General features: G+C 71.0%; 20 protein-coding genes and 1 pseudogene. 12 read left to right on the top strand and 9 right to left on the bottom strand.

What is annotated here, in order from left to right:
* Positions 1 to 2: 2 nt before the first annotated feature.
* Entirely contained in the window at positions 3 to 329 is a 327-nt protein-coding gene (locus tag AC3E6M_RS14620) for a DUF7882 family protein (protein WP_138173069.1), read from the bottom strand.
* A gap of 120 nt (positions 330 to 449) precedes the next feature.
* Here AC3E6M_RS14620 and AC3E6M_RS14625 point away from each other — a divergent pair, with 120 nt between their 5' ends.
* The 7 genes from AC3E6M_RS14625 (at position 450) to treZ (ending at position 9,262) form a co-directional block, all read left to right on the top strand.
* Entirely contained in the window at positions 450 to 587 is a 138-nt protein-coding gene (locus AC3E6M_RS14625) for a hypothetical protein (protein ID WP_490530354.1), read from the top strand.
* Positions 588 to 628: 41 nt separating this feature from the next.
* The gene (locus tag AC3E6M_RS14630) at positions 629 to 1,306 is read left to right on the top strand and encodes a GTP pyrophosphokinase (protein WP_138173067.1); all 678 of its coding nucleotides are present in this window, start codon (positions 629 to 631) and stop codon (positions 1,304 to 1,306) included.
* Between the two features lie 22 nt (positions 1,307 to 1,328).
* Complete coding sequence (locus AC3E6M_RS14635) at positions 1,329 to 2,183, top strand: transposase (RefSeq protein ID WP_490530355.1); 855 nt, start codon at positions 1,329 to 1,331, stop codon at positions 2,181 to 2,183.
* Positions 2,180 to 2,680, top strand: coding sequence for a glutaminase (locus AC3E6M_RS14640; protein ID WP_138173063.1), 501 nt, complete (start codon positions 2,180 to 2,182; stop codon positions 2,678 to 2,680). Before AC3E6M_RS14635 ends, AC3E6M_RS14640 begins: the two co-directional genes overlap by 4 nt.
* A gap of 79 nt (positions 2,681 to 2,759) precedes the next feature.
* Positions 2,760 to 4,982 (top strand): glycogen debranching protein GlgX, encoded by a 2,223-nt coding sequence (glgX, locus tag AC3E6M_RS14645; RefSeq protein WP_252370897.1) that lies wholly within the window; start codon positions 2,760 to 2,762, stop codon positions 4,980 to 4,982.
* A gap of 6 nt (positions 4,983 to 4,988) precedes the next feature.
* Positions 4,989 to 7,415, top strand: coding sequence for a malto-oligosyltrehalose synthase (gene treY / locus AC3E6M_RS14650; protein ID WP_490530357.1), 2,427 nt, complete (start codon positions 4,989 to 4,991; stop codon positions 7,413 to 7,415).
* A gap of 95 nt (positions 7,416 to 7,510) precedes the next feature.
* The gene (gene treZ, locus AC3E6M_RS14655; RefSeq protein WP_490530358.1) at positions 7,511 to 9,262 is read left to right on the top strand and encodes a malto-oligosyltrehalose trehalohydrolase; all 1,752 of its coding nucleotides are present in this window, start codon (positions 7,511 to 7,513) and stop codon (positions 9,260 to 9,262) included.
* Positions 9,263 to 9,354: 92 nt separating this feature from the next.
* Here treZ and AC3E6M_RS14660 read toward each other — a convergent pair whose 3' ends face one another.
* Both AC3E6M_RS14660 and AC3E6M_RS14665 read right to left on the bottom strand, forming a co-directional pair.
* Positions 9,355 to 10,182, bottom strand: coding sequence for a TspO-related membrane protein (locus tag AC3E6M_RS14660; RefSeq protein ID WP_490530359.1), 828 nt, complete (start codon positions 10,180 to 10,182; stop codon positions 9,355 to 9,357).
* Between the two features lie 119 nt (positions 10,183 to 10,301).
* Positions 10,302 to 11,030, bottom strand: coding sequence for a glutamine amidotransferase-related protein (locus tag AC3E6M_RS14665; protein WP_490530360.1), 729 nt, complete (start codon positions 11,028 to 11,030; stop codon positions 10,302 to 10,304).
* A gap of 64 nt (positions 11,031 to 11,094) precedes the next feature.
* Here AC3E6M_RS14665 and AC3E6M_RS14670 point away from each other — a divergent pair, with 64 nt between their 5' ends.
* Positions 11,095 to 11,415 carry a hypothetical protein gene (locus AC3E6M_RS14670; RefSeq protein WP_490530361.1) on the top strand — a complete coding sequence of 107 codons (321 nt, stop codon included), beginning with the start codon at positions 11,095 to 11,097 and terminating at the stop codon, positions 11,413 to 11,415.
* Between the two features lie 31 nt (positions 11,416 to 11,446).
* Here the strand turns inward: AC3E6M_RS14670 and AC3E6M_RS14675 are convergent, their stop codons facing one another.
* Positions 11,447 to 12,166, bottom strand: a complete 720-nt coding sequence (locus AC3E6M_RS14675) for a LysR substrate-binding domain-containing protein (RefSeq protein WP_490530362.1) — start codon at positions 12,164 to 12,166, stop codon at positions 11,447 to 11,449.
* Between the two features lie 22 nt (positions 12,167 to 12,188).
* On the opposite strand from AC3E6M_RS14675, the gene AC3E6M_RS14680 reads away from it, so the two are divergent.
* Positions 12,189 to 12,578, top strand: a complete 390-nt coding sequence (locus tag AC3E6M_RS14680) for a DUF1304 domain-containing protein (RefSeq protein WP_490530363.1) — start codon at positions 12,189 to 12,191, stop codon at positions 12,576 to 12,578.
* Between the two features lie 212 nt (positions 12,579 to 12,790).
* Here AC3E6M_RS14680 and AC3E6M_RS14685 read toward each other — a convergent pair whose 3' ends face one another.
* From AC3E6M_RS14685 to AC3E6M_RS14700, 4 genes are all read right to left on the bottom strand, one after another.
* Complete coding sequence (locus AC3E6M_RS14685) at positions 12,791 to 13,198, bottom strand: transferase (RefSeq protein WP_138173047.1); 408 nt, start codon at positions 13,196 to 13,198, stop codon at positions 12,791 to 12,793.
* Positions 13,199 to 13,407: 209 nt separating this feature from the next.
* Entirely contained in the window at positions 13,408 to 14,184 is a 777-nt protein-coding gene (locus tag AC3E6M_RS14690; RefSeq protein ID WP_490530364.1) for a DNA-formamidopyrimidine glycosylase family protein, read from the bottom strand.
* Positions 14,177 to 18,850 (bottom strand): ATP-dependent helicase, encoded by a 4,674-nt coding sequence (locus AC3E6M_RS14695; RefSeq protein ID WP_490530365.1) that lies wholly within the window; start codon positions 18,848 to 18,850, stop codon positions 14,177 to 14,179. The genes AC3E6M_RS14690 and AC3E6M_RS14695 overlap by 8 nt, the downstream gene beginning before the upstream one ends.
* A 72-nt stretch (positions 18,851 to 18,922) precedes the next feature.
* Positions 18,923 to 19,585: an alpha/beta hydrolase gene (locus AC3E6M_RS14700; RefSeq protein ID WP_138177870.1), complete on the bottom strand. Its 663-nt coding sequence runs from the start codon at positions 19,583 to 19,585 to the stop codon at positions 18,923 to 18,925.
* A gap of 155 nt (positions 19,586 to 19,740) precedes the next feature.
* Here AC3E6M_RS14700 and AC3E6M_RS14705 point away from each other — a divergent pair, with 155 nt between their 5' ends.
* On the top strand, positions 19,741 to 20,355 hold the full coding sequence (locus AC3E6M_RS14705) for an NUDIX hydrolase family protein (RefSeq protein ID WP_138177872.1): 615 nt from the start codon (positions 19,741 to 19,743) through the stop codon (positions 20,353 to 20,355).
* A gap of 17 nt (positions 20,356 to 20,372) precedes the next feature.
* Positions 20,373 to 21,215 carry an AlbA family DNA-binding domain-containing protein gene (locus tag AC3E6M_RS14710; protein WP_490530366.1) on the top strand — a complete coding sequence of 281 codons (843 nt, stop codon included), beginning with the start codon at positions 20,373 to 20,375 and terminating at the stop codon, positions 21,213 to 21,215.
* Between the two features lie 106 nt (positions 21,216 to 21,321).
* On the opposite strand, the gene AC3E6M_RS14715 is transcribed toward AC3E6M_RS14710, so the two are convergent.
* Positions 21,322 to 22,389, bottom strand: a complete 1,068-nt coding sequence (locus AC3E6M_RS14715) for a threonine aldolase family protein (RefSeq protein ID WP_490530367.1) — start codon at positions 22,387 to 22,389, stop codon at positions 21,322 to 21,324.
* A gap of 67 nt (positions 22,390 to 22,456) precedes the next feature.
* Between AC3E6M_RS14715 and AC3E6M_RS14720 the strand changes: the two are divergent.
* Positions 22,457 to 23,815 (top strand): annotated as a pseudogene (locus AC3E6M_RS14720) (MFS transporter); the annotation flags it as partial.
* Between the last annotated feature and the right edge of the window lie 38 nt (positions 23,816 to 23,853).

The raw sequence follows: 23,853 nt of genomic DNA on the forward strand, positions 1-23,853 counted from the left end.
CCTCAGCGCTTGTGCGCGTCGTCGGCAGGAGCGATGTCTTCGGAGACCAGCATGATGCCTCCGGACGAGTTCGCGGATTCGACCAAACGCTCGACCCACTCGCGACTGAGCGTGGTGGGCTCGGCGTCATCGAAGACGAAGCGGAGCGGGATGGCAGGGTGCAGCCACAGGGTGCTGCGGCCCCGCGGCTGATCCTCGGGGTGCTGCCACGACAGGGTGAAGCTCTCGCCGCGGCGCAGCTTCGTGGAGATGACGACCTTGAGGTGCGCCAGCGCGCGGTCCTCGATGTGGACGGCCGTTCCGCCTCCGCCGTAGAAGATCGTGCCCATGCCCTCCACGATAGCGGCGGTCGCGTCAGGCTCTAAACGCCCACTCATGGGGTGTCAAGGCCACCCCCTCTCGCCCGGGGGTTCTGCAACGGTGGGGAGTAGTCCACGGAAGGATGCCGCGTGAGCGCCCCCCGTTTCCCCTCGGTCCCGGAGTCCGAAGAGCCCGCAGACCTCCCCGGAGTCTTCGATCAGCTGACGGGGATCGACGTCATCGACGGCGAGCTGATGCCACGCAGCTCCGAGCACCCGGGGGAGTGACTCCCAGCACCCTCGTAGCCGGCGCCGCTAGCGTCTGGATCATGTCCGACCCGCTGGACGATCAGCAGATCACGGTGTCCGGAGCGTCTCTGCGTGCCTTGCGCGACGAGTTCCAACGCTTCCTCATGGAGTACCGCTTCGGTCTCGCCGAAGTCGAGACGAAGATCTCGATCCTTCGCGAGGAGTTCCAGGAGATGCACGATTACAACCCGATCGAGCACGTCTCCAGTCGCGTGAAGTCCCCCGACAGCCTCGTCGACAAGGTGCGGCGCAAGGGCATCGAGCCCGACTTCGACTCCATCCGGAGCGCCATCACCGACATCGCCGGCATCCGGATCACCTGCAGTTTCATCGACGACGCCTACCGTCTTTCGAACCTGTTGACGCAGCAGGACGACATCACCGTGCGCGACGTCAAGGACTACATCGCCCGGCCGAAGGCGAACGGCTACAAGAGTCTGCACGTGATCGTCGACGTGCCGGTGTTCCTGTCGACCGGACGGGTCGACGTCCCGGTCGAGGTGCAGTTCCGAACGATCGCGATGGACTTCTGGGCGAGTCTCGAGCACAAGATCTACTACAAGTACGACCGGCTCGTCCCGGACGACCTCCTTGCCGAGTTGAAGGATGCCGCAGAGACCGCGGCGGAGCTCGACGCGCGCATGGAGCGCCTGCATCGGCAGATCCGGGGTCCACGCCCCGGGGTGGTCCCGCTCTGACCGCACGCGTCACAATGGAGGGATGAGCGACGCGGCCACCCTCCTCGACGAGGTCGCGGCCGACCTGCTCGCCCTTCCTCCCGCGGGTTTCACCGCGGCGCGCGACGCGCGTGCCGCCGAGGTGGGAGGAGCCGTGGGGACGCGCATCGCGCGCCTGCGCAAGCCGACCCTCGCGGCGTGGGCGGTCAACCTGCTCGCGCGCGACGGACAGCTCGCCGAGGCCGTCGAGCTCTCGCGGGCGCTGCGCGAGGCGCAGGACGACGCGGATGCCGCCGAGCTCGCTCGTCTCGGACGTCAACGGCGGCAGCTGGTCGCTGCCCTCGCCCGACGGGCGGTCGACCTCGCCGCGGACGCGGGGGTCACCCTCAGCTCGGCGATGCGCGACGCCGTGGAGAAGACCGTCAACGCCGCCGTCATCGACCCGCACGCCGCCGCTCTCGTGCTCACCGGCCGATTGGTGGCCTCCCTCGACCTCGCGGACGACACCGACCCGGCCCGCGCGGTGGCCGGGTCGGTGCCCGACGCCTCGGCATCCGCGATGGAGGGCCCCGCCCCGGACGATCTCGCTCAGCGGCGGGCCCGGAAAGCCGCGGAACGCGCCGTGCGCGACGCGGAGCGCGCTCGCGCCGACGCCGACCGCACGCTCACGGGGGCGCGGGCGCGGGAGGCGACCGCGCGCGAGCACGCGGACCGGGTCCGGGAGCGGGTGGCGGGCCTGCGCGCCGAGATCGCGCGCGTGGAGCAGGATGCCACCGCCGCCGAGGCGGCGCTGCGGGAGGCCGAGCGCGAGACGTCGACGGCGCGTGAGACCGCTGATGCGGCGGAACGCTCCCTCGATCGCGCCCGCTCCGCGGCCGCCGAGGAGACGACCGCATGACCGGCCCCGACGCCATCGCCCGCGTGGAGGAACTGCTCGCCGCGGCACGGAGCCGGCTCGTCGACGCGCCGCGCGAGCGGTTGGGCGACCTGCAGGAGGGGCGCCGTTTCCTCGGCATCCCGCGCGCCCCCCGCATCGTCGATCGCGGGCGGGCCTGGCACCTGGGCGTGCTGCTGCTCACTGACGAGGCGGTGCTGTCCACCGGCGACATCGTCCGTTCGCGGGCCGAGGTGCGGCGCGGCTTCCCCGCGGAATCGCAGCGGCGCCGTGCCGAACTGGCGGCCGCGGCCGAGCGGGGCGGCGTCCCGGAGGGCGAGACGGTCCACATCGGTTGGCAGCCCGTGGATCTCGGTGCGCTCGACGACAGGAGCGCGCCGCTCGCCCTCCGCGACGGGGAACCGGCGGTGCGGTGGAGCGCGCGGGGAGGGTACGTGCCGCTGGCCGGCTATCTCGACGAGCGCATCGATCTGCTGCAGCATCCGCCCGAACGAGCCTGAGCGAATTCGCATAGTCCGCGGGGGTGGGGGTGTCAACGGATGCGGCCCCGGCAGTCGCGTGTCACAGGGCTGGTCTATCGTGAGCGACGTGCAGCAGGTATGGCCAGGATCCAGTTATCCCCTCGGGGCGACCTACGACGGCAACGGGACGAACTTCGCCCTGTTCAGCGAGGGAGCCGAGCGCGTCGAGCTCTGCCTCTTCGAAGAAGACGGAACGGAGACGTGCTTCGAGCTCGTGGACGTCGATGCGTTCGTGTGGCACGCCTATCTTCCGAACATCCAACCCGGGCAGAGGTACGGCTACCGGGTGCACGGTCCGTACGACCCCGCGAGCGGGCAGCGCTTCAATCCGAGCAAGTTGCTGCTCGATCCCTACGCCAAAGCGGTCGAGGGGCAGATCGAGTGGGGTCAGCCGGTCTTCAGCTACGAGTTCGGCGACCCCGACTCGTTCAACGACGAGGATTCCGCCGCGCACATGATGAAGGGCGTGGTCATCAACCCGTTCTTCGACTGGACCGGCGACCGCCACCCCAAGACGCCGTACGCCGAGAGCTTCATCTACGAAGCGCACGTCAAGGGCCTCACCCAGCTGCACCCCGACGTTCCCGAAGAGCTGCGCGGCACCTACGCGGGTATCGCCCACCCGGCGGTCATCGATCACCTGCGCAAGCTCGGCGTCACCGCGATCGAGCTCATGCCGGTGCACCAGTTCGTCAACGACTCCACCCTCGAAGAGAAGGGGCTGTCGAACTACTGGGGATACAACACCATCGCGTTCCTGGCCCCGCAGAACACCTACTCCTCGACCGGTGACCACGGTCAGCAGGTGCAGGAGTTCAAGGCCATGGTCAAGGCCCTCCACGCCGCGGGCATCGAGGTCATCCTCGACGTGGTCTACAACCACACCGCCGAGGGCAACCACATGGGCCCGACGCTGTCCATGCGCGGCATCGACAACGAGGCGTACTACCGCCTCGAAGACGACGACAAGCGGTACTACACCGACTACACGGGCACCGGAAACAGCCTCAACGTCGGCAACCCCCACACGCTGCAGCTGATCATGGACTCGCTGCGCTACTGGGTGCTCGAGATGCACGTCGACGGATTCCGGTTCGACCTCGCCTCGACCCTCGCGCGCGAGTTCTACGAGGTCGATCGCCTCGCCGCCTTCTTCGAGCTCGTCCAGCAGGACCCGGTAGTCTCGCAGGTCAAGCTCATCGCCGAGCCGTGGGACGTCGGTCCCGGGGGCTATCAGGTGGGCAACTTCCCGCCGCAGTGGACGGAGTGGAACGGCAAGTACCGCGACACCGTGCGCGACTTCTGGCGCGGCGAGCCGCAGGCCCTGGGCGAGTTCGCCTCGCGGCTCACCGGCTCGGCCGACCTCTACGAGCACTCGGGGCGCCGGCCCGTGGCATCCATCAACTTCGTCACCGCCCACGACGGCTTCACGCTGCGCGACCTCGTGTCGTACAACGAGAAGCACAACGACGCCAACGGCGAAGACAACAACGACGGCGAATCCCACAACCGCTCGAACAACCTGGGTGTGGAGGGGCCGACGGACGACCCCGAGATCCGCACGCTCCGCGCCCAGCAGCAGCGCAACTTCATCGCGACGCTCCTGTTGAGCCAGGGTGTCCCCATGCTGCTGCACGGCGACGAGCTCGGGCGCACGCAGGGCGGCAACAACAACGGTTACGCCCAGGACAACGAGATCACGTGGGTGGACTGGTCGAACATCGACCACCCTCTCGTGGAGTTCACCGCCGCCCTCGCGCGGCTGCGGAAGGAGCACCCGACCTTCCGTCGCAGCCGCTTCTTCGACGGCCGGCCCGTGAAGATGGAGGAGGGCGCTCCGCTGCCCGACGTGGTGTGGTTGCGCCCGGACGGCACGCTCATGCACCCCGAGGACTGGGACTCCGGCTTCGGCCGCGCCGTGGGTGTGTTCCTCAACGGTCAGGGCATCCGCGAGCGCGACCGTCGCGGCGAGTCGATCAGTGACGACCACTTCCTCGTGCTGTTCAACGCCGGCGACGAGACGGTCGACTTCCGCATGCCCGACATCGCCTACGCCCCGAAGTGGGACGCGTACGTCGACACCGCGGGGGAGCGTGCGAACACCGAGCCCATCGCGCCCGGTGAAGCCCTCACGCTGGAGCCGAAGTCGCTCATGGTGCTGCGTGAACACCACGTCCCCGAGCCGGAGGTGGACCACTCCGTGGCCGCCTCGCTCACCGCGCAGATCGCCATCACCGCCACCGACGACCTGCCGGGGCAGGCCCCCAAAACGGAGCTCTGATTCAGAATGCGGCATCCGCTTTCGACCTACCGCCTGCAGATCCGCGAATCCTTCCCCCTCGATGACGCCGCCGAGATCACGGGCTACCTCCGTGATCTCGGGGTGTCCTGGGCCTATCTCTCCCCGCTGCTCGAGGCGACGCCGGGCTCCGACCACGGGTACGACGTGGTCGACGTCACGCGCGTGGATCCCGCGCGCGGCGGCGCCGAGGGCCTCGAGCGCTTCGCGGCGAAGGCCCGCGCCGAGGGTCTCGGCATCCTGATCGACATCGTGCCCAACCACATGGGCGTCTCGGACCCGCGCGCCAACGCGTGGTGGTGGGACGTGCTGCGTCAGGGGCGTGCGTCCGCGCACGCTACCGCGTTCGACATCGACTGGGAGTTCGGAAACGGTCGAGTGCGCGTGCCGGTGCTCGGCGCCGACATCGCCGAAGTGATCGACGAGATCTCGTACGACCCGACGCCCGCCGCCGACGCCCCCGACGGGCTGATCCGGTACTACGACCACGCGTTCCCCGCGGCTCCGGGAACGGGCACGGATGCCGCGGTCGCGGGTTCGCGCGATGCGATCACCGCTCTGCTGGCGGCGCAGAACTTCGAACTGCGTTTCTGGCAGGACGAAGCCGCCGACCTGAACTACCGCCGCTTCTTCGCCGTCACGACCCTCGCGGGCGTGCGGGTCGAGCGTCCCGAGGTCTTCGCGGCCACGCACGCCGAGATCCTGCGCTGGGTGCGCGAGGGGCTCGCCGACGGGCTCCGTGTGGACCACCCGGACGGTCTCGTCGACCCCGGTGGCTACCTCGACCGCCTCGGCGCGGCGCTCGCCGAGGCCGGCGGCCCCGAGGCCGGGTACGTGCTCGTGGAGAAGATCCTCGAGCACGGTGAGGCTCTGCCATCGTGGTGGAAGACCGCCGGGACCACGGGGTACGACGCTCTCGCCGAGGTCGACCGCGTGCTCACCGACGCGGCCGGCGAGGCGGCGCTCGACGCGCTCGACGCGCGGCTGCGGGCCGACACCGGGCTCGAGCCGCTGACCGGCTGGCACGACCTCATCCACGACACCAAGCGCCGCATCGCCGACACGATCCAGGTGTCGGAGATCCGCCGGATCGTCCGCGGGCTCCCGGAGGGCATCAGGAGCGAATTCGAACCGGCCGTGCTGCAGGACGCGCTCGCCGAGATCCTCGCGTGCTTCCCGGTGTACCGCTCCTACCTCCCCGCCGGACGTGACCGGTTCGACGCCGCGGTCGGCGAGGCCGAGATCCTTCGCCCCGAGCTCGGTGACGTGATCGAGGCGCTCGTTCCGGCGCTCACCGACACCTCGCTCGAGATCGCGTGGCGCTTCCAGCAGACCACGGGCCCGGTCATGGCCAAGGGCGTCGAAGACACCGCGTTCTACCGCTTCACACGCCTGGGCTCGCTCACCGAGGTGGGCGGGGACCCGGCGCAGTTCGCGCTCGACGTCGCCGGTTTCCACTCCGCGCAGGCGGGCCGTCAGGCCTCGTGGCCCACGGCCATGACGACGCTGTCGACCCACGACACCAAGCGCGGCGAAGACACCCGCGCCCGAATCGCCGTGCTGGCCGAGATCCCCGAGCGCTGGGACGAGGTGCTGACAGAGTTCCGCGGCATCGCCTCCACCGGACACGGCCCCTTCGACGCGCTGCTGTGGCAGGCGATCGTGGGCGCGTGGCCGGCGTCGGCCTCCACTCCCGCGGGCCTCGCGGACTACCGCGAGCGTCTGCACGCCTACGCCGAGAAGGCCGCGCGCGAGGCGTCCGAGGTCACCGGCTGGTGGGAGCAGGACGAGGCATTCGAGCAGCGCATGCACGCCCTCGTGGATGCCGCGACCGGTCCCGCCGCGGAGCGCGTGCGCGCCTTCGTCGACGAGATCGCGGCCGACGGGTGGTCGAACGGCCTCGCGGCGAAGCTGCTGCAGATCGCCGGACCCGGCGTTCCCGACGTCTACCAGGGCTCGGAGCTGTGGGAGCAGTCGCTCGTCGACCCCGACAACCGTCGCCCCGTCGACTTCGCCGAGCGGGCCCGTCTGCTCGCCGAGATCGACGCCGAGGGGGCGTCGGTGCCGGCGGTGGATGCCACGGGCGCGGCGAAGCTGCTCGTCACCTCCCGCGCGCTGCGCGTGCGCCGCGACTGCCCCGAGCACTTCTCGCTGTACCGTCCGCTCGAGGCCGCGGGCGCGGCATCCGGTCATGTCGTCGCCTTCGACCGCGGCGGTGTCTCGGCGGTGGCGACGCGGCTGCCGCACGGACTGCGCGCCGCGGGCGGCTGGCGCGACACGGTGCTGCTGCGCCCCGACGTGCCCGCCGTCGACGTACTGACCGGTCGTCGGCACCCCGGCGGACCGGTGCTGCTGTCGGAGCTGCTGCAGGATCTGCCCGTGGCGCTGCTGGTCGACGAACCGGCCTGCTCCTGATTCCCGGGCGCGCGAGGGGTCATTTTCTGTCGCCTCGCAGCCCCGTAAGCGACAGAAATTGACCCCTCACGCGTGAGGCAGAGGAGGAGGATGCCATGAGCATCGAGGTGTGGGCACCCAAGGCGGGCCGCGTGCGGCTGCGGCGGTTGGACGAGAGCGGCTCGAACGTCGTCGAGGACGTCGAACTCGCCGCAGGAGCGGGCGGCTGGTGGGGCGCCGACGTGCGCCTCGCCGATGGGGAGCGCTACGGCTTCGTGCTCGGCGACGGCGACGACGTGCGCCCCGACCCGCGCTCGCGCCGGCAGCCCGCCGGTGTGCACGAGGCATCCGCGTGGTTCGACCCGTCGACCTTCTCCTGGACGGATGCCGCCTGGACCGGACGACAGCTCGCCGGCGGCCTCATCTACGAACTGCACCTCGGCACCTTCACGCCGGAAGGCACTCTGGATGCCGCGATCGGACGCCTCGACCATCTCGTCGACCTCGGGGTCACCCACGTCGAACTGCTGCCGGTCAACGGCTTCAACGGCACGTGGAACTGGGGGTACGACGGGGTGCTCTGGTACACCGTGCACGAGGCCTACGGTGGGCCCGCCGCGTACCAGCGGTTCGTCGACGCCGCCCACGCGGCCGGTCTCGCCGTCATCCAGGACGTGGTCTACAACCACCTCGGGCCGTCGGGCAACTACCTGCCCGAGTTCGGTCCGTACCTGCGCGAGGGCAGCCGCAACACGTGGGGCGACTCGGTCAACCTCGACGAGGATGCCGTGCGCTCCTACATCGTCGAGAACGCGCTGATGTGGATGCGCGACTACCGCGTCGACGGACTCCGATTGGATGCCGTGCACGCCCTGCTCGACCATCGCCCGGTGCACGTGCTGCAAGAGATCGCCGAGGGTGCAGACTCGCTGTCGGCGCACCGCGGCATCCCGCTCACCACGATCGCCGAGTCCGACATGAACGATCCGAAGCTGATCCTGCCGCGCGAGGCGGGCGGGTATGGGCTCACGGCGCAGTGGTCGGACGATTGGCACCACACGGCGCACGTGGCGCTGAGCGGCGAGACGATCGGCTACTACGAGGACTTCGCCGACCTCGACGCGTTCCGCAAGGTGTCGGAGAGCGGGTTCTTCCACGACGGCACCTACTCGTCGTTCCGCGGCGAGAAGCACGGGCATCCGATTCCCGACGCCGTGCCGAACTGGCGCCTGGTGACCTTTGCGCAGGACCACGACCAGATCGGCAACCGTGCCGCGGGCGACCGGCTCTCGCAGACGCTGTCGTTCGACCGGCTCGCCGCGGCCGCCGTGCTCACGCTCACGGCACCGGGGACTCCGATGCTGTTCATGGGCGAGGAGTGGGGCGCCACGACCCCGTGGCAGTTCTTCACCTCGCACCCCGAGCCCGAGCTCGGCGAAGCGACGGCGAAGGGCCGTGTGGCCGAGTTCGAGAAGATGGGCTGGGACGAGTCGGTCGTCCCCGACCCGCAGGATCCCGAGACCTTCCGGCGGTCGAAGCTCGACTGGGCCGAGCCGGGCCGTGAGGGTCACGCCGAACTGCTGGCGCTGTACCGGGAGCTCGCGAAGCTCCGGCGCGCGCGCCCCGAGTTCACCGACCCGTCACGTCACGGTCTGTCGGCGCGGGCTGTCGAGGCCGAGGGTGGCCGCGTGTACGAGCTCCGTCGCGGTGCGCTCGTCGTGATCGTCAACCTGTCGGATGCCGAGGCCGCGGTGCCCGTGGCATCCGGTGGGGGGATCCTGCTGGCCACTGTCGAGGGCGCGGTGCTCGACGGCGATCGGCTGCGCGTTCCCGCCGGCGGCAGCGTGATCGCGGCACCTCCGCTCTGACCGATGCACGAACGCCCCGTCGCGACCTCGGGTCGTCGGCGGGGCGTTCGTGCGTTCCGGTGCGGTGCTCGCGGCGGTATTCCGCCGCCCGTTCAGTCGACGCTGGGGCGGATGAGACGCAGTCCCGAGATGGCCGCGGGCGGCAGCAGAACGAGAAGAGCGACGACGATCGCCACGATCGCGATGGGCGTGCTGGTGGGCGAGCCTGTCAGTCGCTCCACCGCGAGCCACGAGAGCCCCCAGGCCAGGGCGAGGGCTGGAGCGACGCGCCAGTCGCTGCGCCAGGCGATCGCGAGGCCGATCAGGGCGACCACGACGAGGACGGCCACGCCGATCGCGCTCGCCGCGTTCTCCCACGCCGGCGGGACGATGGTCGTCAGCCACGCCGCCGTGTTGGCCACGGTCGCCAGCGTCACCCAGCCGAGGTGGAGGCCGGTGACGCCGTCGATGAGCACCGAGTCCACCGCGCCGCCCCGCGGATCGCGGGTGAGCACCGCCGTGCGGAACGCCCAGCCGAGCGCAATGAGCAGGAGCACGATCACGACGACCGTGAGGAACAGGGTGCCGAAGCGCGCGGCGACGAGCCACAGCCCGTTGAGGATCATCGTCACGGCGATGGGCCACCCCATCCGGCGCTGACGTTCGGAGGCGCGCTGGCGGGGGAGGGCCTGCCAGACGGCGTAGGCGATGAGGCCGAGGTAGATGACCGACCAGATCGAGAACGCGGGCCCCGCCGGCGCGAGGTACGACCCGTCCGTGTCGAGCGCTCCGCCCTGCTGGTCCTCGACGGCGGTGTTGCCGAAGGCGCCCGCGCCGATGACGGCGGCGATGAGCATGAAGGACACCGCCGACAAGAGGACGATCTGCCGGGCGAGGTCCGACCCCCGCGCTGCCGTGGTTGCGTGGTCTCGTGCGTGCATGAGAAGAACACTAGATAAGCTAGCCAATTCACCTCGGCAGGCTTGACACGGCCCGACATGTCGGGGAGCCTCGCCGGTGGCATCCCGGGTCGGCGTGACGTGCGGCGAAAGCGGGGCTCTCAGGCGGCCAGGGCGTGGGCGGCGAACGTGCGCAACAGCAGCGTGGGCTGCTCCACCGACACCGTGCGCACGTGGGCGGCGACCTCGTCGAAGGCGTCGGCGTCGAAGTACCCCGCCGCGCGGTAGACGGCCATGCGGGCCACGAACGCGTCGGCGGTGGGCTCGGGGTGGAACTGCGTCGCCCACAGCGCGGTCCCCGCGCGGTAGGCCTGCACCGGGCACGCCGCGTTGCGCGCCAGCAGGGTCGCCCCCGGCGGAACCTGGGCCGTCCCCTCTTTGTGGGCGGTAAGGGCTTCGAACGTCGGCTCCAGGATGCCGAAGAGCTCGTCGCGGGAGCCCTCATCGGTGAGCGCGATCTCGGCGGGGCCCGTGCCCTCGGGGTGCTCCAGGGTCACGACGCCGCCGAGCAGACGCGTGACGACACCGATGCCGAAGCACGTGAACATCGCGCGCGTCCGGCCCTCGAGCGCGGTGGATGCCAGGACCTCGAGGTCGTGCTCGAGGCGGAGCTGCGCGTCCGTCTTGTCCGAATCGGTGACGTTGAACGGGCTTCCGCCCACCACGACACCGGCGTAGCGATCGAGATCGGCCGGCAGCGGATGGCGCACGAGGTCGTGATGGACCAAGTCGGCGTCGTCGACCCCGAGTCCGTCGCGGAACGACGCCCACTCCGCGGTCGCCGCTTCGCGCTGCGGGCGCGCGCAGACGTAGAGGAGGCGACCGGTCACCCAGGGATTCTATGCGGGTCGCCCCGGCGGCCCCTCCCCGTGTGACCTTTCGAGACAATGGGGCATGACCACCTCGACACTGCTCGTCACCGACGTCGAGAATCTCGCCGACGTCGTCGCCCTCCTCCGTGCCGCCGCCGCCGACCTCGACTGCGGGCTGAGTGTCCGCACGCTCGCCGGTGACGAGGTCGACGAGGCCGAGACGGCCGCCGCGGCTCGGCGCGACCGGGAGCGCAAGCGTCTCCCCACGCCGGTGCGCGTCGACCTGCACGCGACGACCGAGGGTGCCGCGGTCGACGCCGAGGCGGTGCTGCGCGGCGCACGGGCTCGCGGTCTCGTCCGTGGCGCGACGGTCGACGAGGTGCGGCGCACGAGCGGGCGCTGAGCGAGGTGCCGCGGGGTCGTCCGGTCCGGCGTCAGCGGGAAGAACGTGCCGTGCGACCGCGCACGATACCGATGAAGGTTTCGACGTCCTCCGTCGTCGCCTCCCGTCGCCAGGCGAGCGCAACGGTGGAGACGGGGCCGTCGGCGAGCACCCGGTACTCCACGTCGCGGCGCTGATTCGCCCGGGCGAGCGACATCGGGACGATCACCACACCGACCCCGGCGGCGACCGTCGCGATCGCCTCGGCGGTGTCGACGGGCGGCGCGAACGTCGGGGAGACGGCATCCGGGATCTGCGCCGCCAGCACGTCGTCGGCGGGGACGATGACGACCTCGCCCGCGAGGTCCGCGGCCGAGATCTCGTCGTCGGCGGCGGTCAGGGCGGACTCCGTCGACATCACGACGACGGGGAGCTCGTCGTAGAGGGGGATGACGTGCAGATCTTCGGCGTCGTCGACGGGGAGACGCACGAGCCCGGCGTGGACGTCATCGAGAGCCGCACGCTGGCCGGCGACGGTGATCGCCTGCAACTCCAGTGCGACGTGCGGCATCCGTTCGCGCCACACACCGATCCATTTGCCCGGTGTCGCACCGGGGACCACGCCGAGCGTGAACGTGCGCGGCTCTTCGGCACGGGCGCGCGGGGCGGGCTTCGTCGCCTTCTTCGGCGTGGGGCGGCGTTGCGGTGTCGCAGCGGCCCCCCGCCGGGACTTGCGCGGCGCGCCCCCGCGGTTCCCGCTACTGCCTGCCATGGCTCCAGGCTAACGTGAAGGCATGATCGGCATCCTGGCGCTCGTCTTCGCGGGGCTCGCCGCCCTGCTGCACGTCTACATCTTCGTGCTCGAGAGCGTGCGCTGGTCGCACCCGAACGTATGGCGGCGGTTCGGGGTCGCCTCGCAGGAAGCGGCCGACATCGCCAAGCCGATGGCGTACAACCAGGGCTTCTACAACCTGTTCCTCGCGATCGGAGCGGGCATCGGCGTCGTGCTGTGGGCCGTGAACGGCGTCGGCGACGTGGCCGGGCGCACACTCCTGCTGTTCTCGCTCGGCTCGATGCTGGGTGCCGCACTCGTGCTCACGACCTCGGGCCGGAAGTACCTGCGCCCGGCGGCTGCTCAGGGCACTCTGCCGCTCATCGGATTCGTTCTCGCGATCGTGGCGTGACCCGGCCGAGTACTTCGACGTCGAGATTCCCCCACGGAAGAACTTCGATATCGAGCGAATCCGAGACATCCGGATTGTTCGATGTCGAGCGGAATCCACGGTGATTCTTCTCGACGTCGAGCAATTCGATGGGACTCGCACAGGTCGACGCAAAGAAAAGACCCGCACGCTCCGAAGAGACGTGCGGGTATGGATGCCTCGGCGCGTGAGCCTCAGGCGGCCAGACGAAGACCTCGGCGATCGGTCGCGACGGCTTCGCCGTCGTTGATGACCTCGTCGTCGCCGATGAGCGAACCCACGGCGATACGAGCGTTGGATCCCACCTGAGTGCGGACGCCGATGTGAGCCCCGGCGCCGATGACGGCACCCGCGCAGATATGCGCGTGCGGCTCGATGTGCGCTTCGGGGCCGATCACAGCGTCCGACTCGATCCAGGCGCCTCGACCGACACGGACACCGGCCGCGATCTGCACTCCGGGTTCGACGTACGCGCCGTTCTCCACCAGTGCCGACGGGTGGACCTTCGCGCCGTGCGCGACGAGTCCACGACCGTTGACGTGCTTGCGGTAACGCAGCGTCTCGCCGTGGTCGTTCTCGATGTCGATGTAGTTCTTTCCCACGATCCCCTCCGATCGGCCTTCGGGTCGGCCGACTTGTGTGACAACCGATGCGGGTTCACTCTCATTCCCGTGCATGGTTGTTCGGCGCGGAGGCCCCGACGGATTCCCGCCGGACCACGGTATTTTCCGCTGCGCCGGTTTGCCTTCCACCGTTGTCGCACGCTTGGTCATCCGGGAACGGCGGGTTGACATCGGCTTCGAATCCACTCTCATTCCGGCTGGCAGGTGGGGCACCAGAACACGTTGCGCTCGCTCGTGGCCGAGGCTCCGAGCATCGTCGCCCGGATCGGGGTGCCGCACCGTCGACACGGTGCCCCTTCGCGGCCATAGACCCACATGCGGCGACCGGGGCGGCTGTCTCCGGTGAACGTGCGTTCGGGGCGGGAGAGGTTGGCCTGGATCATGCGTCGACCGAGCGCGATCGTGGCTTGCGCATCGATCTCGGTGGCGGGCGTGGTCGGGGCGATACCGCGGACGAAGAGGAGTTCGTTGGCGTACACGTTGCCGAAACCGGCGACGTGACGCTGGTCGAGCAGCGCCACGTGCGCGGGCCGCGTGTCGGCGGCGACGCGTCGTACCGCTTCGGCCTCGTTCCAGTCGGGGCCGAGCAGATCGGGACCGAGGTGGCCGACCACCCGGTCCTCGTCGGCCGTGGGGAGCACCTCGACCATCGCCAGATCGAAGCCGACGGTGTCGGCTCCGGTCACCCCGACGATCGCCCGGGCCTTGAACGCGGGGCGCCGCCAGCGCTCGCCGGGGCGGTAGACGTCCCACCGCCCCTCCATCTTGAGGTGCGAGTGCAGCGTGTAGGCGCCGATGCGTTCGAGCAGATGCTTGCCTCGCGCGACGACCTCGTGAACGGTTTCGCCGCGCAGATCGGCGGTCGCGCTGCCCGGGACGCGGATGTCGAATCGCGTGACGGTGCGGCCGGCGAGGACGGCCGACAGCTTCGCCGCTGCGCGATGGACGGTGTCGCCCTCAGGCACGGGCGGCCTCGCGCAGGGTGTCGCCCGCGGTGAGGCGGCGCAGGGTGAGTCCACGGGGCGACTCGACGAAACCGGCCTCGCGCAGGGCCCTGCCCACCGCGGTGCCGTAGACGAACTCCCCGTTGACCTGTTCGACGGTGAGGGTGTCGAGGCGGCGCCGCCGCGAGGCGTCTGCCAGGTCACGGGCCGCGGCCTGCAGCCGCGCCTCGTCGTCGGTGAACGCCAGGGCGCTGCGTCCCCCGCGCTCGAGGTACAGCGTCAACTCGCCGTCGACCAGGACGACCAGGCCGCCCGCTTTCCGGCCGGGACGATGGGTCACGCCCTCCAGGGCCGGCCAGCCGAGGGCGGCGCCGTAGGCGTTTGCGGGGTCGGTGGCCGCGAGTGTCACCGCGCGCAACGGGGGCGGATCGGCGACCGCGGCGAACTCGCGCAGACGGTCGACCGTCGCCGAGGCCGCGAACTGGGCTGCCCCGAGCTTCTCGATCACGTAGCCGCGTCGGCAGTGCCCGGCCTCTTCGAAACCGGCGAGGATGCGGTACACCTGCGCGAAGCCGCCGGGGACGCCCTCCGACTGCACCGCCCCGCGCGTGACCACGCCGTACCGGTCGAGCAGCAGGCTCGCCGTGGCGGTCGCCCGAGCGGCGGCATCCGGTTCGCGCTCCGGAAGCAACGACCAGCGCCCGCCGAGCGAAGGCGGTCGCGGAGCTGCCGTCGGCCGGGGGAGCGTCGCCCCGCGATACATGCGGGCGCGGGGCGCACGCCGAGCGACACGGTGCGCCTGGCCTCCGCCGCCGAGCAACGACCGCACCGGGGCGAACGTGTCGTTCGTGACGCGACCCGCCCACGTGAGCGCCCACAGGGCGTCGTTGACAGACTGCTCGTTCTCGGCGCTCACGAGCTGCTTCAGCTGCGGCGCGAAGTACGCGCCCCCGCTCTCGAGCGCGGCCAGGAGGCGGGCCTCCAGCGAATCGGGCGCGGGATCGGCCGGATCGTCGGGATCTTGAAGAGTGAACGGCGCGGCTTCGGCGGGGTGCAGGGCGATCCACCCGTCGCGCCCGGGCAGAGTGCCATGACCAGACCACACCACTTCTCCCGTGGCCGTCAGTTCGTCGAGGAGGGCCGGGGTGTAGTCGGCCACGCGAGAGGGCAGGACGAGCGATTCCCACGCGCTCGCCGGAATGGGCACTCCCGCGAGCTGCTCGACGACGGCGAGGACCCCGTCGACTCCCTCCAGCGGCCGGGTGAGGTGCTGCCAGACCGGGAGGAATCGGGCGTATGCGGCGGGCGGCACCGGTTCGACGCTGCCGCGGATCGCGGCGAGCGAGCGCATCCGCAGTCGCCGCAGCACTTCGGTGTCGCACCATTCGGTGTCGTCGCCGCGCCCGCCGGTGGCCTCGGGCAGGAAGAAGCCGCTCGACAGTCGTCCCTGCGACTCGAGCCGCTGCAGCGTGAGGCGCGCGACGGCGACGCCCACGCCCAGGCGTTCGGCCACCGCATCGGTCGTGAACGGACCGTGGGTGCGGGCGAATCGGGCGACGAGATCGCCGAGCGGATCGGCGAGCGGCTCGAGGAAGGCGTTCGGGATGCCGACCGGCAGCGCCGCACCGAGCGCATCGCGCAGACGCCCGGCGTCTTCGATGCCCGCCACGCGGGACACGCCCGCGATCGTGACGGGGATGGCCCGCCTCTCGTCGACGAGGGTCTTCAGGTGCGCGGACGCCTCGACGGCGGCGTCCGTCTCGGCATCCAGGCGCACGGCGACCTCGGCCGCGTCGAGGGGACCGAGCAGTCGCAGCAGGTCGGCGACCCCCTCGACGCCGCGGGCGCGGCGTTCGGGATCGAGGCGCTGCGCCTCGCGCTCGAACTGCGCGATCACGTCGGGGTCGAGGAGCTCGCGCATCTCGACCTTGCCGAGCAGTTCGCTCAGCAGGGCCGGGTCGACCGACAGAGCCGCGGCTCGACGCTCGGCGAGGGGGGAGTCGCCTTCGTACATGAAGGCGCCGACGTAGCCGAAGAGCAGGTCGCGGGCGTAGGGGGAGGGCTGGCTCGTCGTCGTCTCGACGAGTCGGATGCGCCGTTCGCCGATCTGCCGGGCCACCCGCAGCAGCGCGGGGAGGTCGTAGACGTCCTGCAGCACCTCGCGCAGCGTCTCGAGGATGATCGGGAACGACGGATGCCGCCGCGCCACCTCGAGCAGCTGCGCCGAACGCTGGCGCTGCTGCCACAACGGCGAGCGGCGGTTGGGGTTCAGGCGCGGCAGGAGCAGGGCGCGGGCGGCGCACTCGCGGAAGCGCGAGGCGAACAACGCCGATCCGCCGACCTCGTCGGTGACGATCTGTTCGAGCTCGTCGGGTTCGAAGACGAAGAGGTCGGCGCCCGGCGGTTCGGCCGCGGCATCCGGGACCCGGGCGATGATGCCGTCGTCACTGGCGACCGCGGCCCCCTCGACGCCGAGACGTTCGCGGATACGCGCGTTCACGGCCAGCGCCCACGGGGAGTGCACCTGCATGCCGTACGGGGAATGCAGGATGATGCGCCAGTCGCCCACTTCGTCGCGGCTGCGCTCGACCGTCAGCGTGCGGTCAGTGGGGAGGGTGCCGGTGGCTTCGCGCTGCTCGGCCAGGTAGGCGAGCAAGTTGGTGATCGCGTTGTCGTCGAGACCCGACTCACGCAGTCGCTCCTCGGCCTTGCCGCGTTCGGCGCCGGCCAGATCGCGAGAGAACTTGCCCAGCGCCTCGCCGAGTTCGGCGGGTCGGCCGATGCCGTCGCCGTGCCAGAACGGCAGCTTTCCGGGCTGCCCGAAGGCCGGTACGACGTTGACGCGGTCGTGCGTGATCTCGACGATGCGCCAGCTCGTCGTGCCGAGGGTGAAGACGTCGTTGACGCGCGACTCGTAGACCATCTCTTCGTCGAGCTCGCCGACGCGGGCGTTCTGCGACTCGCCCGCGACGAACACCCCGAACAGTCCGCGGTCGGGGATCGTGCCGCCGCTGGTCACGGCGACCCGCTGCGCGCCCGGACGGCCGGTGAGCGTGCCCGCGTCGCGATCCCACACCAGGCGCGGGCGCAGCTCGGCGAACTCGTCGGACGGGTAGCGCCCGGCGAGCAGATCCAGCGTCGCTTCGTACGCCGAGCGGGGGAGCGAGCGGAACGGCGCACTGCGCTTGACCGTCTCGAACCACTCCTCGACGTCGATGGCTCCCAGCGCCGAGGCTGCGACGGTCTGCTGCGCGAGGATGTCGAGCGGGTTCTGCGGCACCGAGATGGCCTCGATGCGCCCCGACAGCATCCGCTCGGTGACGACGGCGGTGTGCAGGACATCGCTGCGGTGCTTCGGGAACAGGGCGGCGCGACTCACCTCGCCGACCTGGTGCCCCGCACGTCCGACGCGCTGGAGACCGGATGCCGCGCTCGGCGGCGCCTCGACCTGGATGACGAGATCGACCGAGCCCATGTCGATGCCGAGCTCGAGGCTGCTCGTGGCCACGACGCAGCGCAGGGCGCCGGACTTCAGCTCGTCTTCGACTTGCGCCCGCTGCTCTTTCGAGACCGAACCGTGGTGGGCCTTGGCCAGGATCGCGGCCACCCCCGCCGACGAGCCCGCCTGGGCCATCATGGCGGCCGGCACGGTCGGCTCGGGCACGTCGATGCCCTGTCTCTCGGCGTAGATCTCGTTGAGGCGGCCGGTGAGCCGTTCGGCCAGGCGCCGGGAGTTGGCGAACACGATCGTCGAACGGCGCTGGAGGATGCGGTCGACGATCGCCTCTTCGACGTGCGGCCAGACCGACCCCGACATCTCGGTGCTCTCGGGGCGCTCCGAGAACCACTCGCCGTCGACAACGTCGTCGGGGGCCGGAGCTCCGGGCGGGGGCGGCGGGTTGAGCATGTCGTCGACGGGGACCACCACCGACAGATCGAACGCCTTCGTCGCCTTCGGCGCCACGATGTCGACCGGCTGCGCGCCGCCGAGGAAGCGCGCGACCTCGTCGATCGGCCGCACCGTGGCGGAGAGCCCGATGCGCTGCGCGGGAGCGTCGAGCAGCGCGTCCAGCCGCTCGAGGCTCACCGCCAGGTGCGCGCCGCGCTTGGTCGCGGCGACCGCGTGGACCTCGTCGATGATCACGGTGTGGACACCGCGCAACGTTTCGGCCGCCTGGCTCGTGAGCATGAGGTACAGCGACTCGGGAGTCGTGATGAGGATGTCGGGTGGGTCGGTGACCAGCTTGCGGCGGTCGCTCGAGCTCGTGTCTCCGGACCGCACGCCCACGGTCACGGTGGGGACCTCGATGCCCAAGCGTCGGGCCGACTGACCGATGCCGACCAGCGGCGAGCGGAGGTTGCGCTCCACGTCGACGCCGAGGGCCTTGAGCGGGGAGATGTAGAGGATGCGGGTGCGGGAGGTGTTCGCGGGCTTCTTGACCGCGCCCCGGCCGCGGCGCGGGGGCGCGGCATCCGCCCCCTCGGGCGCCTTCTCGCGGAACACCCGGTCGATCGCGAAGAGGAAGGCCGAGAGGGTCTTGCCCGAGCCGGTCGGAGCGACGACGAGGGCGTTGCGACCGGACGCCACCGACTCCCACGCACCCTTCTGCGCGGTCGTGGGCGTCGCGAACGCACCACGGAACCAGTCCTGCGTCGCAGGACCGAATCTGTCGAGTACGTCGGCCATGCCGACATCTTCTCCCGGACCTCCGACATCGGGCCGGGGTTGACGTTCGCTGGCCGCGGAACGCCGAGTGGATCAGACGTCGGCGGTGCCGCCGGCCAGGCGCGCGTCGAGGAACGCGCGGACATCGGCGAGCTCTTCCTCGGAGACGGAGTGCGTCAGACCCGGGTAGACCCGGCCGGTCAGGTCGCTGTGCGCGGGGAGCCACTGCGCGGTCATGTCGATCAGGTGCGGCGGGATGACGTCGTCGCGCGACCCCCGCCCCCAGAACACCGGGGGGCGTCGCTCGGCCAGAACGATGTCGCCGGGGAGTTCGCCGCCCGCGGCGTAGCCGGCGAGGACGACGGCGAACGACACCGCGTCCGGAGCGATGCGCAGGGTCTGGACCGCAACCGCCCCACCCTGCGAGAAGCCCAGGAGCCCGACCGGGCGGTCGCCGAGGGTGTCGGCGATCCACGCGAGCAGCGACTCGGCCGCGACGGTGATGGCGGCGGGATCGCGGCCGTTCAGGCCCTCGATCGGGTACCACGAGGCGCCGGGCGTGGGCCAGGGCGGAGTGAGCGGGGCGCGCACGCTCGCGATCGCGAAGGCGTCGGGCAGGTACGGCGCGAGGCCGAACAGATCGTGCTCGTCGGCCGCGTACCCGTGCAGCAGGAGGAGCACGGGACGGTCGTCGATCTCGGCCGGTGGCACCGACCAGCGGACGACGGAGGGATCGAGGATCGGGCGCTCGGTCATGCCGCCCATTGTGGCAAAGACCTCCGACACAGCCAGCGCCCCCGGGCGGTCGCGCGTGCCCGCCCCGGTCGCGGCCGGGCCAGCGGTGCGGTGCCGAGCCGTGGCATCCGCCCGCAAACGTGGGCATCGGGGCGGTCGGTTGATATACAGGGAACATGCCCGTGCGCACCCCCGACCCCGAACCCGGTGACAACGGCGACGACCGCGACTCGCTGTCGACGCCCTTCTCGGGCGCGCCCGCCGCCCCCAACTCGAACCCGGGCTGGCTGAGCGAGGTCGAACTCGCCGAGGCGCGACGGCGTCTTCCGATGCTCTACGTCGAGGCGCTGCCGGTCCGCACCGACGGGATGGGTGCCGTGACCCAGGTCGGCATCCTCCTGCGGGCGACCCCGCTCGGCGAGATGACGCGCACGCTCGTCTCCGGACGCGTGCGCTATGGCGAGACCGTGCGCGATGCGCTCTTCCGCCACGTCGAGAACGACCTCGGACCCATGGCCTTCCCCCTGCTGCCCCCGCAGCCGGCACCCTTCACGGTCGCGGAGTACTTCCCGCTTCCGGGCATGACCGCCTTCCACGACGATCGGCAGCACGCCGTGTCGCTCGCCTTCGTCGTGCCCGTCACCGGCACGTGCGAGCCCCGCCAGGACGCCCTCGAGGTCACGTGGCTCTCGCCCGAGGAAGCGGCATCCGATGCCCTCTCGGCCGAGATGGAGGGTGGGCGCGGCACGCTCGTCCGTCTGGGGCTGGCCTCGCTCGGCGCGCTGCGCTGAGTCCCGCTCGAGCCCGGATGCCGATGGACACCCCGCTCGTCGATCTCGCGATCGCGCTGCCCGTCGTCCTGGCGCTGGCCGCGGCGATCGCGGTCGTGCTGCGGCGCGCGTTCGGTCCGGCGCGCTCGCTGAGCCTGCCGCTGATGACGGTGATCGGCGTGCTCGGGGTGAGCATCGGGCTGCTCCTGTCCGCGTTCGTGGGCGGTGCGGCGCGGCTGTGGGTGCCCACGACGATCCTGTTCTCGGCCGGTGCGAGCATCGGGCTGTCCGCGATCGTCGCGGCGGTCGTGGCGGCCGCGCGACGGGACGGCGGCGACGTCGACGTGGCGGCGCTGCTGCGCGCGGGCGAGTCCGACCGGGTCGAGTTCAAAGAGACCGCCCGTTGGAACGTGCGCGAGAGTCGCAAGGACGCGCGCATGGAGATCGCGATCGCGAAGTCGGTCGCGGCGTTCCTGAACTCGCGCGGCGGGACGCTCGTGATCGGCGCCGACGACGCCGGGACCGCGATCGGCCTCGACCGGGACCTCGCGACACTGCGCACGCCCGACCACGATCGGTTCGAGCTGTGGCTGCGCGACATGCTCTCGACCGCCCTCGGTCGCAACGCCGCCGCCCAGCCGCGGATCGTCTTCGCTGCGCCCGCCGAGGGGCGACCTCACGTCTGCGTCGTGGTGTGCCGCCCGGCGCCGCGTCCGGTCTTCCTCACCCAGCCCAAGGACGGCGGTCCGACCACCGACCTGTGGGTGCGCATCGGCAACTCCAGTCGGGCGCTCGGGGTCGACGAAGCCGTCGACTACGTCGCCCGACACTGGCGGCCGTCGCCGTCGACGCTCATCCTCGGTCGCCCGTCGGCCCGCTGAGCCGGGTTCGGCGTCGGGTGGTGGCATCCGGGTCGGGCGGTGGCGGCGGGCGCGCCGGGTTCGGCCTGGGGCCGTGGCATCCGGGGCCGCTGCGGGGGAGCGGGTGTCAGCGCGTGGTCTCGCGGGCGATCGCGGCGATGAAGGCGTCGATGTCGGACTCGGTCGTGTCGAACGAGCACATCCAGCGCACCTCGCGGCGCATCTCGTCCCAGTCGTAGAAGCGGAAGCTCTCGCGCAGCCGGTCGGCCACGCCCACAGGCAGGGTCGCGAAGACGCCGTTCGCCTGCGTCGGCTGGGTGAATTCGACCCCGTGGATCGAGCCGTCGGCGAGGCCGGCCTCGACGCCGGCGCGCAGACGCTGCGCCATCGCGTTGGAGTGACGGGCGTTGCGTAGCCACAGATCGCCGTCGAGGAGTGCGACCAGCTGGGCCGAGACGAAACGCATCTTGCTGGAGAGCTGCATGTCGAGCTTGCGGAGGTAAGTCAGACCCGTGGATGCCGCCGGGTCGAGCACGACGACCGCCTCGCCGATCATCGCGCCGTTCTTCGTGCCCCCGAAGCTGAGCACGTCGACGCCCGCGTCGCGGGTGAAGGCGCGCAGCGGCACATCGAGCGCCGCCGCCGCATTCGAGATGCGGGCGCCGTCCATGTGCAGGCGCATGCCGTGCCCGTGCGCGTGGTCGGCCAGGGCGCGGATCTCGTCGACCGAGTACAGGGTGCCGAGCTCGGTCGACTGCGTGATCGAGACCACGAGCGGCTGGGCCCGGTGCTCATCGCCCCACCCCCAGGCTTCGCGGTCGACCAGCTCGGGCGTGAGCTTGCCGTCGTCGGTGGGGACGGTCAGCAGCTTGATGCCGCCGACGCGCTCGGGGGCACCGCCCTCGTCGACGTTGATGTGCGCGGTGGATGCCGCGATCACCGCACCCCAGCGGGGGAGCATCGACTGCAGACCGACGACGTTCGCGCCGGTGCCGTTGAACACCGGGTAGGCCTCGACGCCCTCGCCGAGCAGATCGACGAACAGCTCCTGCAGGCGGGCGGTGTAGACGTCTTCTCCGTACGCGACCTGGTGGCCCTCGTTGGCGGCGGCGATCGCGGCGAGGACGTCGGGGTGGATGCCGGAATAGTTGTCGGACGCGAAGCCGCGGACGGCGGTGTCATGCAGGGGGGTCACCCCTCCAGCGTAGTCATCGGGACCCGCGCTCTGGTCGATGTCGGAGGGGGTCGCTAACGTGTGCGGCATGACCGAGACACCCCCGTCCGCCGCCCCCATCGTGGCGTCCGCCGCCGAGGGGCGCCGCGCGTTCGTGGGTGTCCTGGTCAACACGGCGGTCGCCAACGTCACCACGAGCTACCTGTGGTTCGCGCTCACGTTCTGGGTCTACCTCGAGACTCGGTCGGTCCTGGCCACGGGCATCGTCGGCGGCGCGTACATGCTCCTGCTGGCGATCTTCGCGATGCTCTTCGGCACGATCGTCGACCGGCACCGCAAGCACCGCGTCATGGTGTTCTCGGGCGCTCTGACTCTCGCGGCGTTCGGGGTGGCGGGTGTGCTGTGGCTCCTCTTCCCCGAGCGGGCGCTGCTCGACCTCGGTGGGCCCTGGTTCTGGATCTTCGCCGGGGTCATCCTCGCCGGCGCGGTCGTCGAGAACATGCGCAACATCGCGCTGTCGACCACGGTGACGCTGCTCGTATCCGAAGAACGCCGGCCGAACGCGAACGGCCTCGTCGGCACGGTGCAGGGTCTCTCCTTCGTCGTGACGAGCGTGTTCAGTGGACTGTCGGTCGGAGTGCTCGGCATGGGCTGGACGCTCGCGATCGCGATCGCGTTGACCCTCGCGGCGCTCGCGCACCTGCTGACGATCCGCATCCCCGAGGAACGTCCGGCGGCCGCCACCGAGCGGATGCCGGCCGTCGACGTGCGCGGTGCCGTTCGGGCCGTGCGCGCCGCCCCCGGTCTGTTCGCCCTGCTCATCTTCTCGACGTTCAACAACCTCATCGGCGGGGTCTATCTGGCCCTCATGGACCCCTACGGTCTGCAACTCTTCCCCGTCGAGATCTGGGGAGTCGTGCTGGGCGTCACGGCCACAGGGTTCATCATCGGCGGGGGGCTCGTGGCGAAGTTCGGCCTCGGGCGCAACCCGATCCGCACGATGCTGCTCGTGGTGATCGCGATGGGCGTCCTCGGGGCCGCCTTCACCCTGCGTGACTGGTGGTGGTTGTACGTCGCGGGCATCTGGATCTACATGGCGCTGATCCCGATGGTGGAGTCCGCGGAGCAGACCGTGATCCAGAAGGTCGTGCCGCTCGAAACGCAAGGCCGGGTGTTCGGGTTCGCCGCGGCATTCGAGTCCGCGTCGGCGCCGATCACGGCGTTCTTGATCGCGCCCATCGCCGAGTTCGTCATCATCCCCTACATGGACGGCGATGCCGGCCGCGCGCAGTGGGAGTGGTTGCTCGGCGACGGAATCGGGCGCGGGATCGCGCTGATCTTCCTCGTCGCCGGACTCGTGATGGTCGTCTTCGGTGCGGGGGCGTTCCTCACCCGGTCCTATCGGTTGCTCTCGCGGCAGTACGCGACGTCGACCGTGAACGCCGATGTCGCCGCCGGCGAGGGAGCCGACGACCACCGAGACGG

Source organism: Microbacterium sp. SCPM-O-B-15248 (M128) (assembly GCF_058214835.1).

Coding starts and splice junctions, on each gene's coding strand:
- AC3E6M_RS14630 (WP_138173067.1), top strand. CDS start 629: ATGTCCGACCCGCTGGACGATCAGCAGATCACGGTGTCCGGAGCGTCT.
- AC3E6M_RS14675 (WP_490530362.1), bottom strand. CDS start 12,166: ATGGCAGGCAGTAGCGGGAACCGCGGGGGCGCGCCGCGCAAGTCCCGG.
- treZ (WP_490530358.1), top strand. CDS start 7,511: ATGAGCATCGAGGTGTGGGCACCCAAGGCGGGCCGCGTGCGGCTGCGG.
- AC3E6M_RS14660 (WP_490530359.1), bottom strand. CDS start 10,182: ATGCACGCACGAGACCACGCAACCACGGCAGCGCGGGGGTCGGACCTC.
- AC3E6M_RS14700 (WP_138177870.1), bottom strand. CDS start 19,585: ATGACCGAGCGCCCGATCCTCGATCCCTCCGTCGTCCGCTGGTCGGTG.
- AC3E6M_RS14620 (WP_138173069.1), bottom strand. CDS start 329: ATGGGCACGATCTTCTACGGCGGAGGCGGAACGGCCGTCCACATCGAG.
- AC3E6M_RS14705 (WP_138177872.1), top strand. CDS start 19,741: ATGCCCGTGCGCACCCCCGACCCCGAACCCGGTGACAACGGCGACGAC.
- AC3E6M_RS14680 (WP_490530363.1), top strand. CDS start 12,189: ATGATCGGCATCCTGGCGCTCGTCTTCGCGGGGCTCGCCGCCCTGCTG.
- AC3E6M_RS14670 (WP_490530361.1), top strand. CDS start 11,095: ATGACCACCTCGACACTGCTCGTCACCGACGTCGAGAATCTCGCCGAC.
- AC3E6M_RS14710 (WP_490530366.1), top strand. CDS start 20,373: ATGCCGATGGACACCCCGCTCGTCGATCTCGCGATCGCGCTGCCCGTC.
- AC3E6M_RS14640 (WP_138173063.1), top strand. CDS start 2,180: ATGACCGGCCCCGACGCCATCGCCCGCGTGGAGGAACTGCTCGCCGCG.
- AC3E6M_RS14695 (WP_490530365.1), bottom strand. CDS start 18,850: ATGGCCGACGTACTCGACAGATTCGGTCCTGCGACGCAGGACTGGTTC.
- AC3E6M_RS14635 (WP_490530355.1), top strand. CDS start 1,329: ATGAGCGACGCGGCCACCCTCCTCGACGAGGTCGCGGCCGACCTGCTC.
- treY (WP_490530357.1), top strand. CDS start 4,989: ATGCGGCATCCGCTTTCGACCTACCGCCTGCAGATCCGCGAATCCTTC.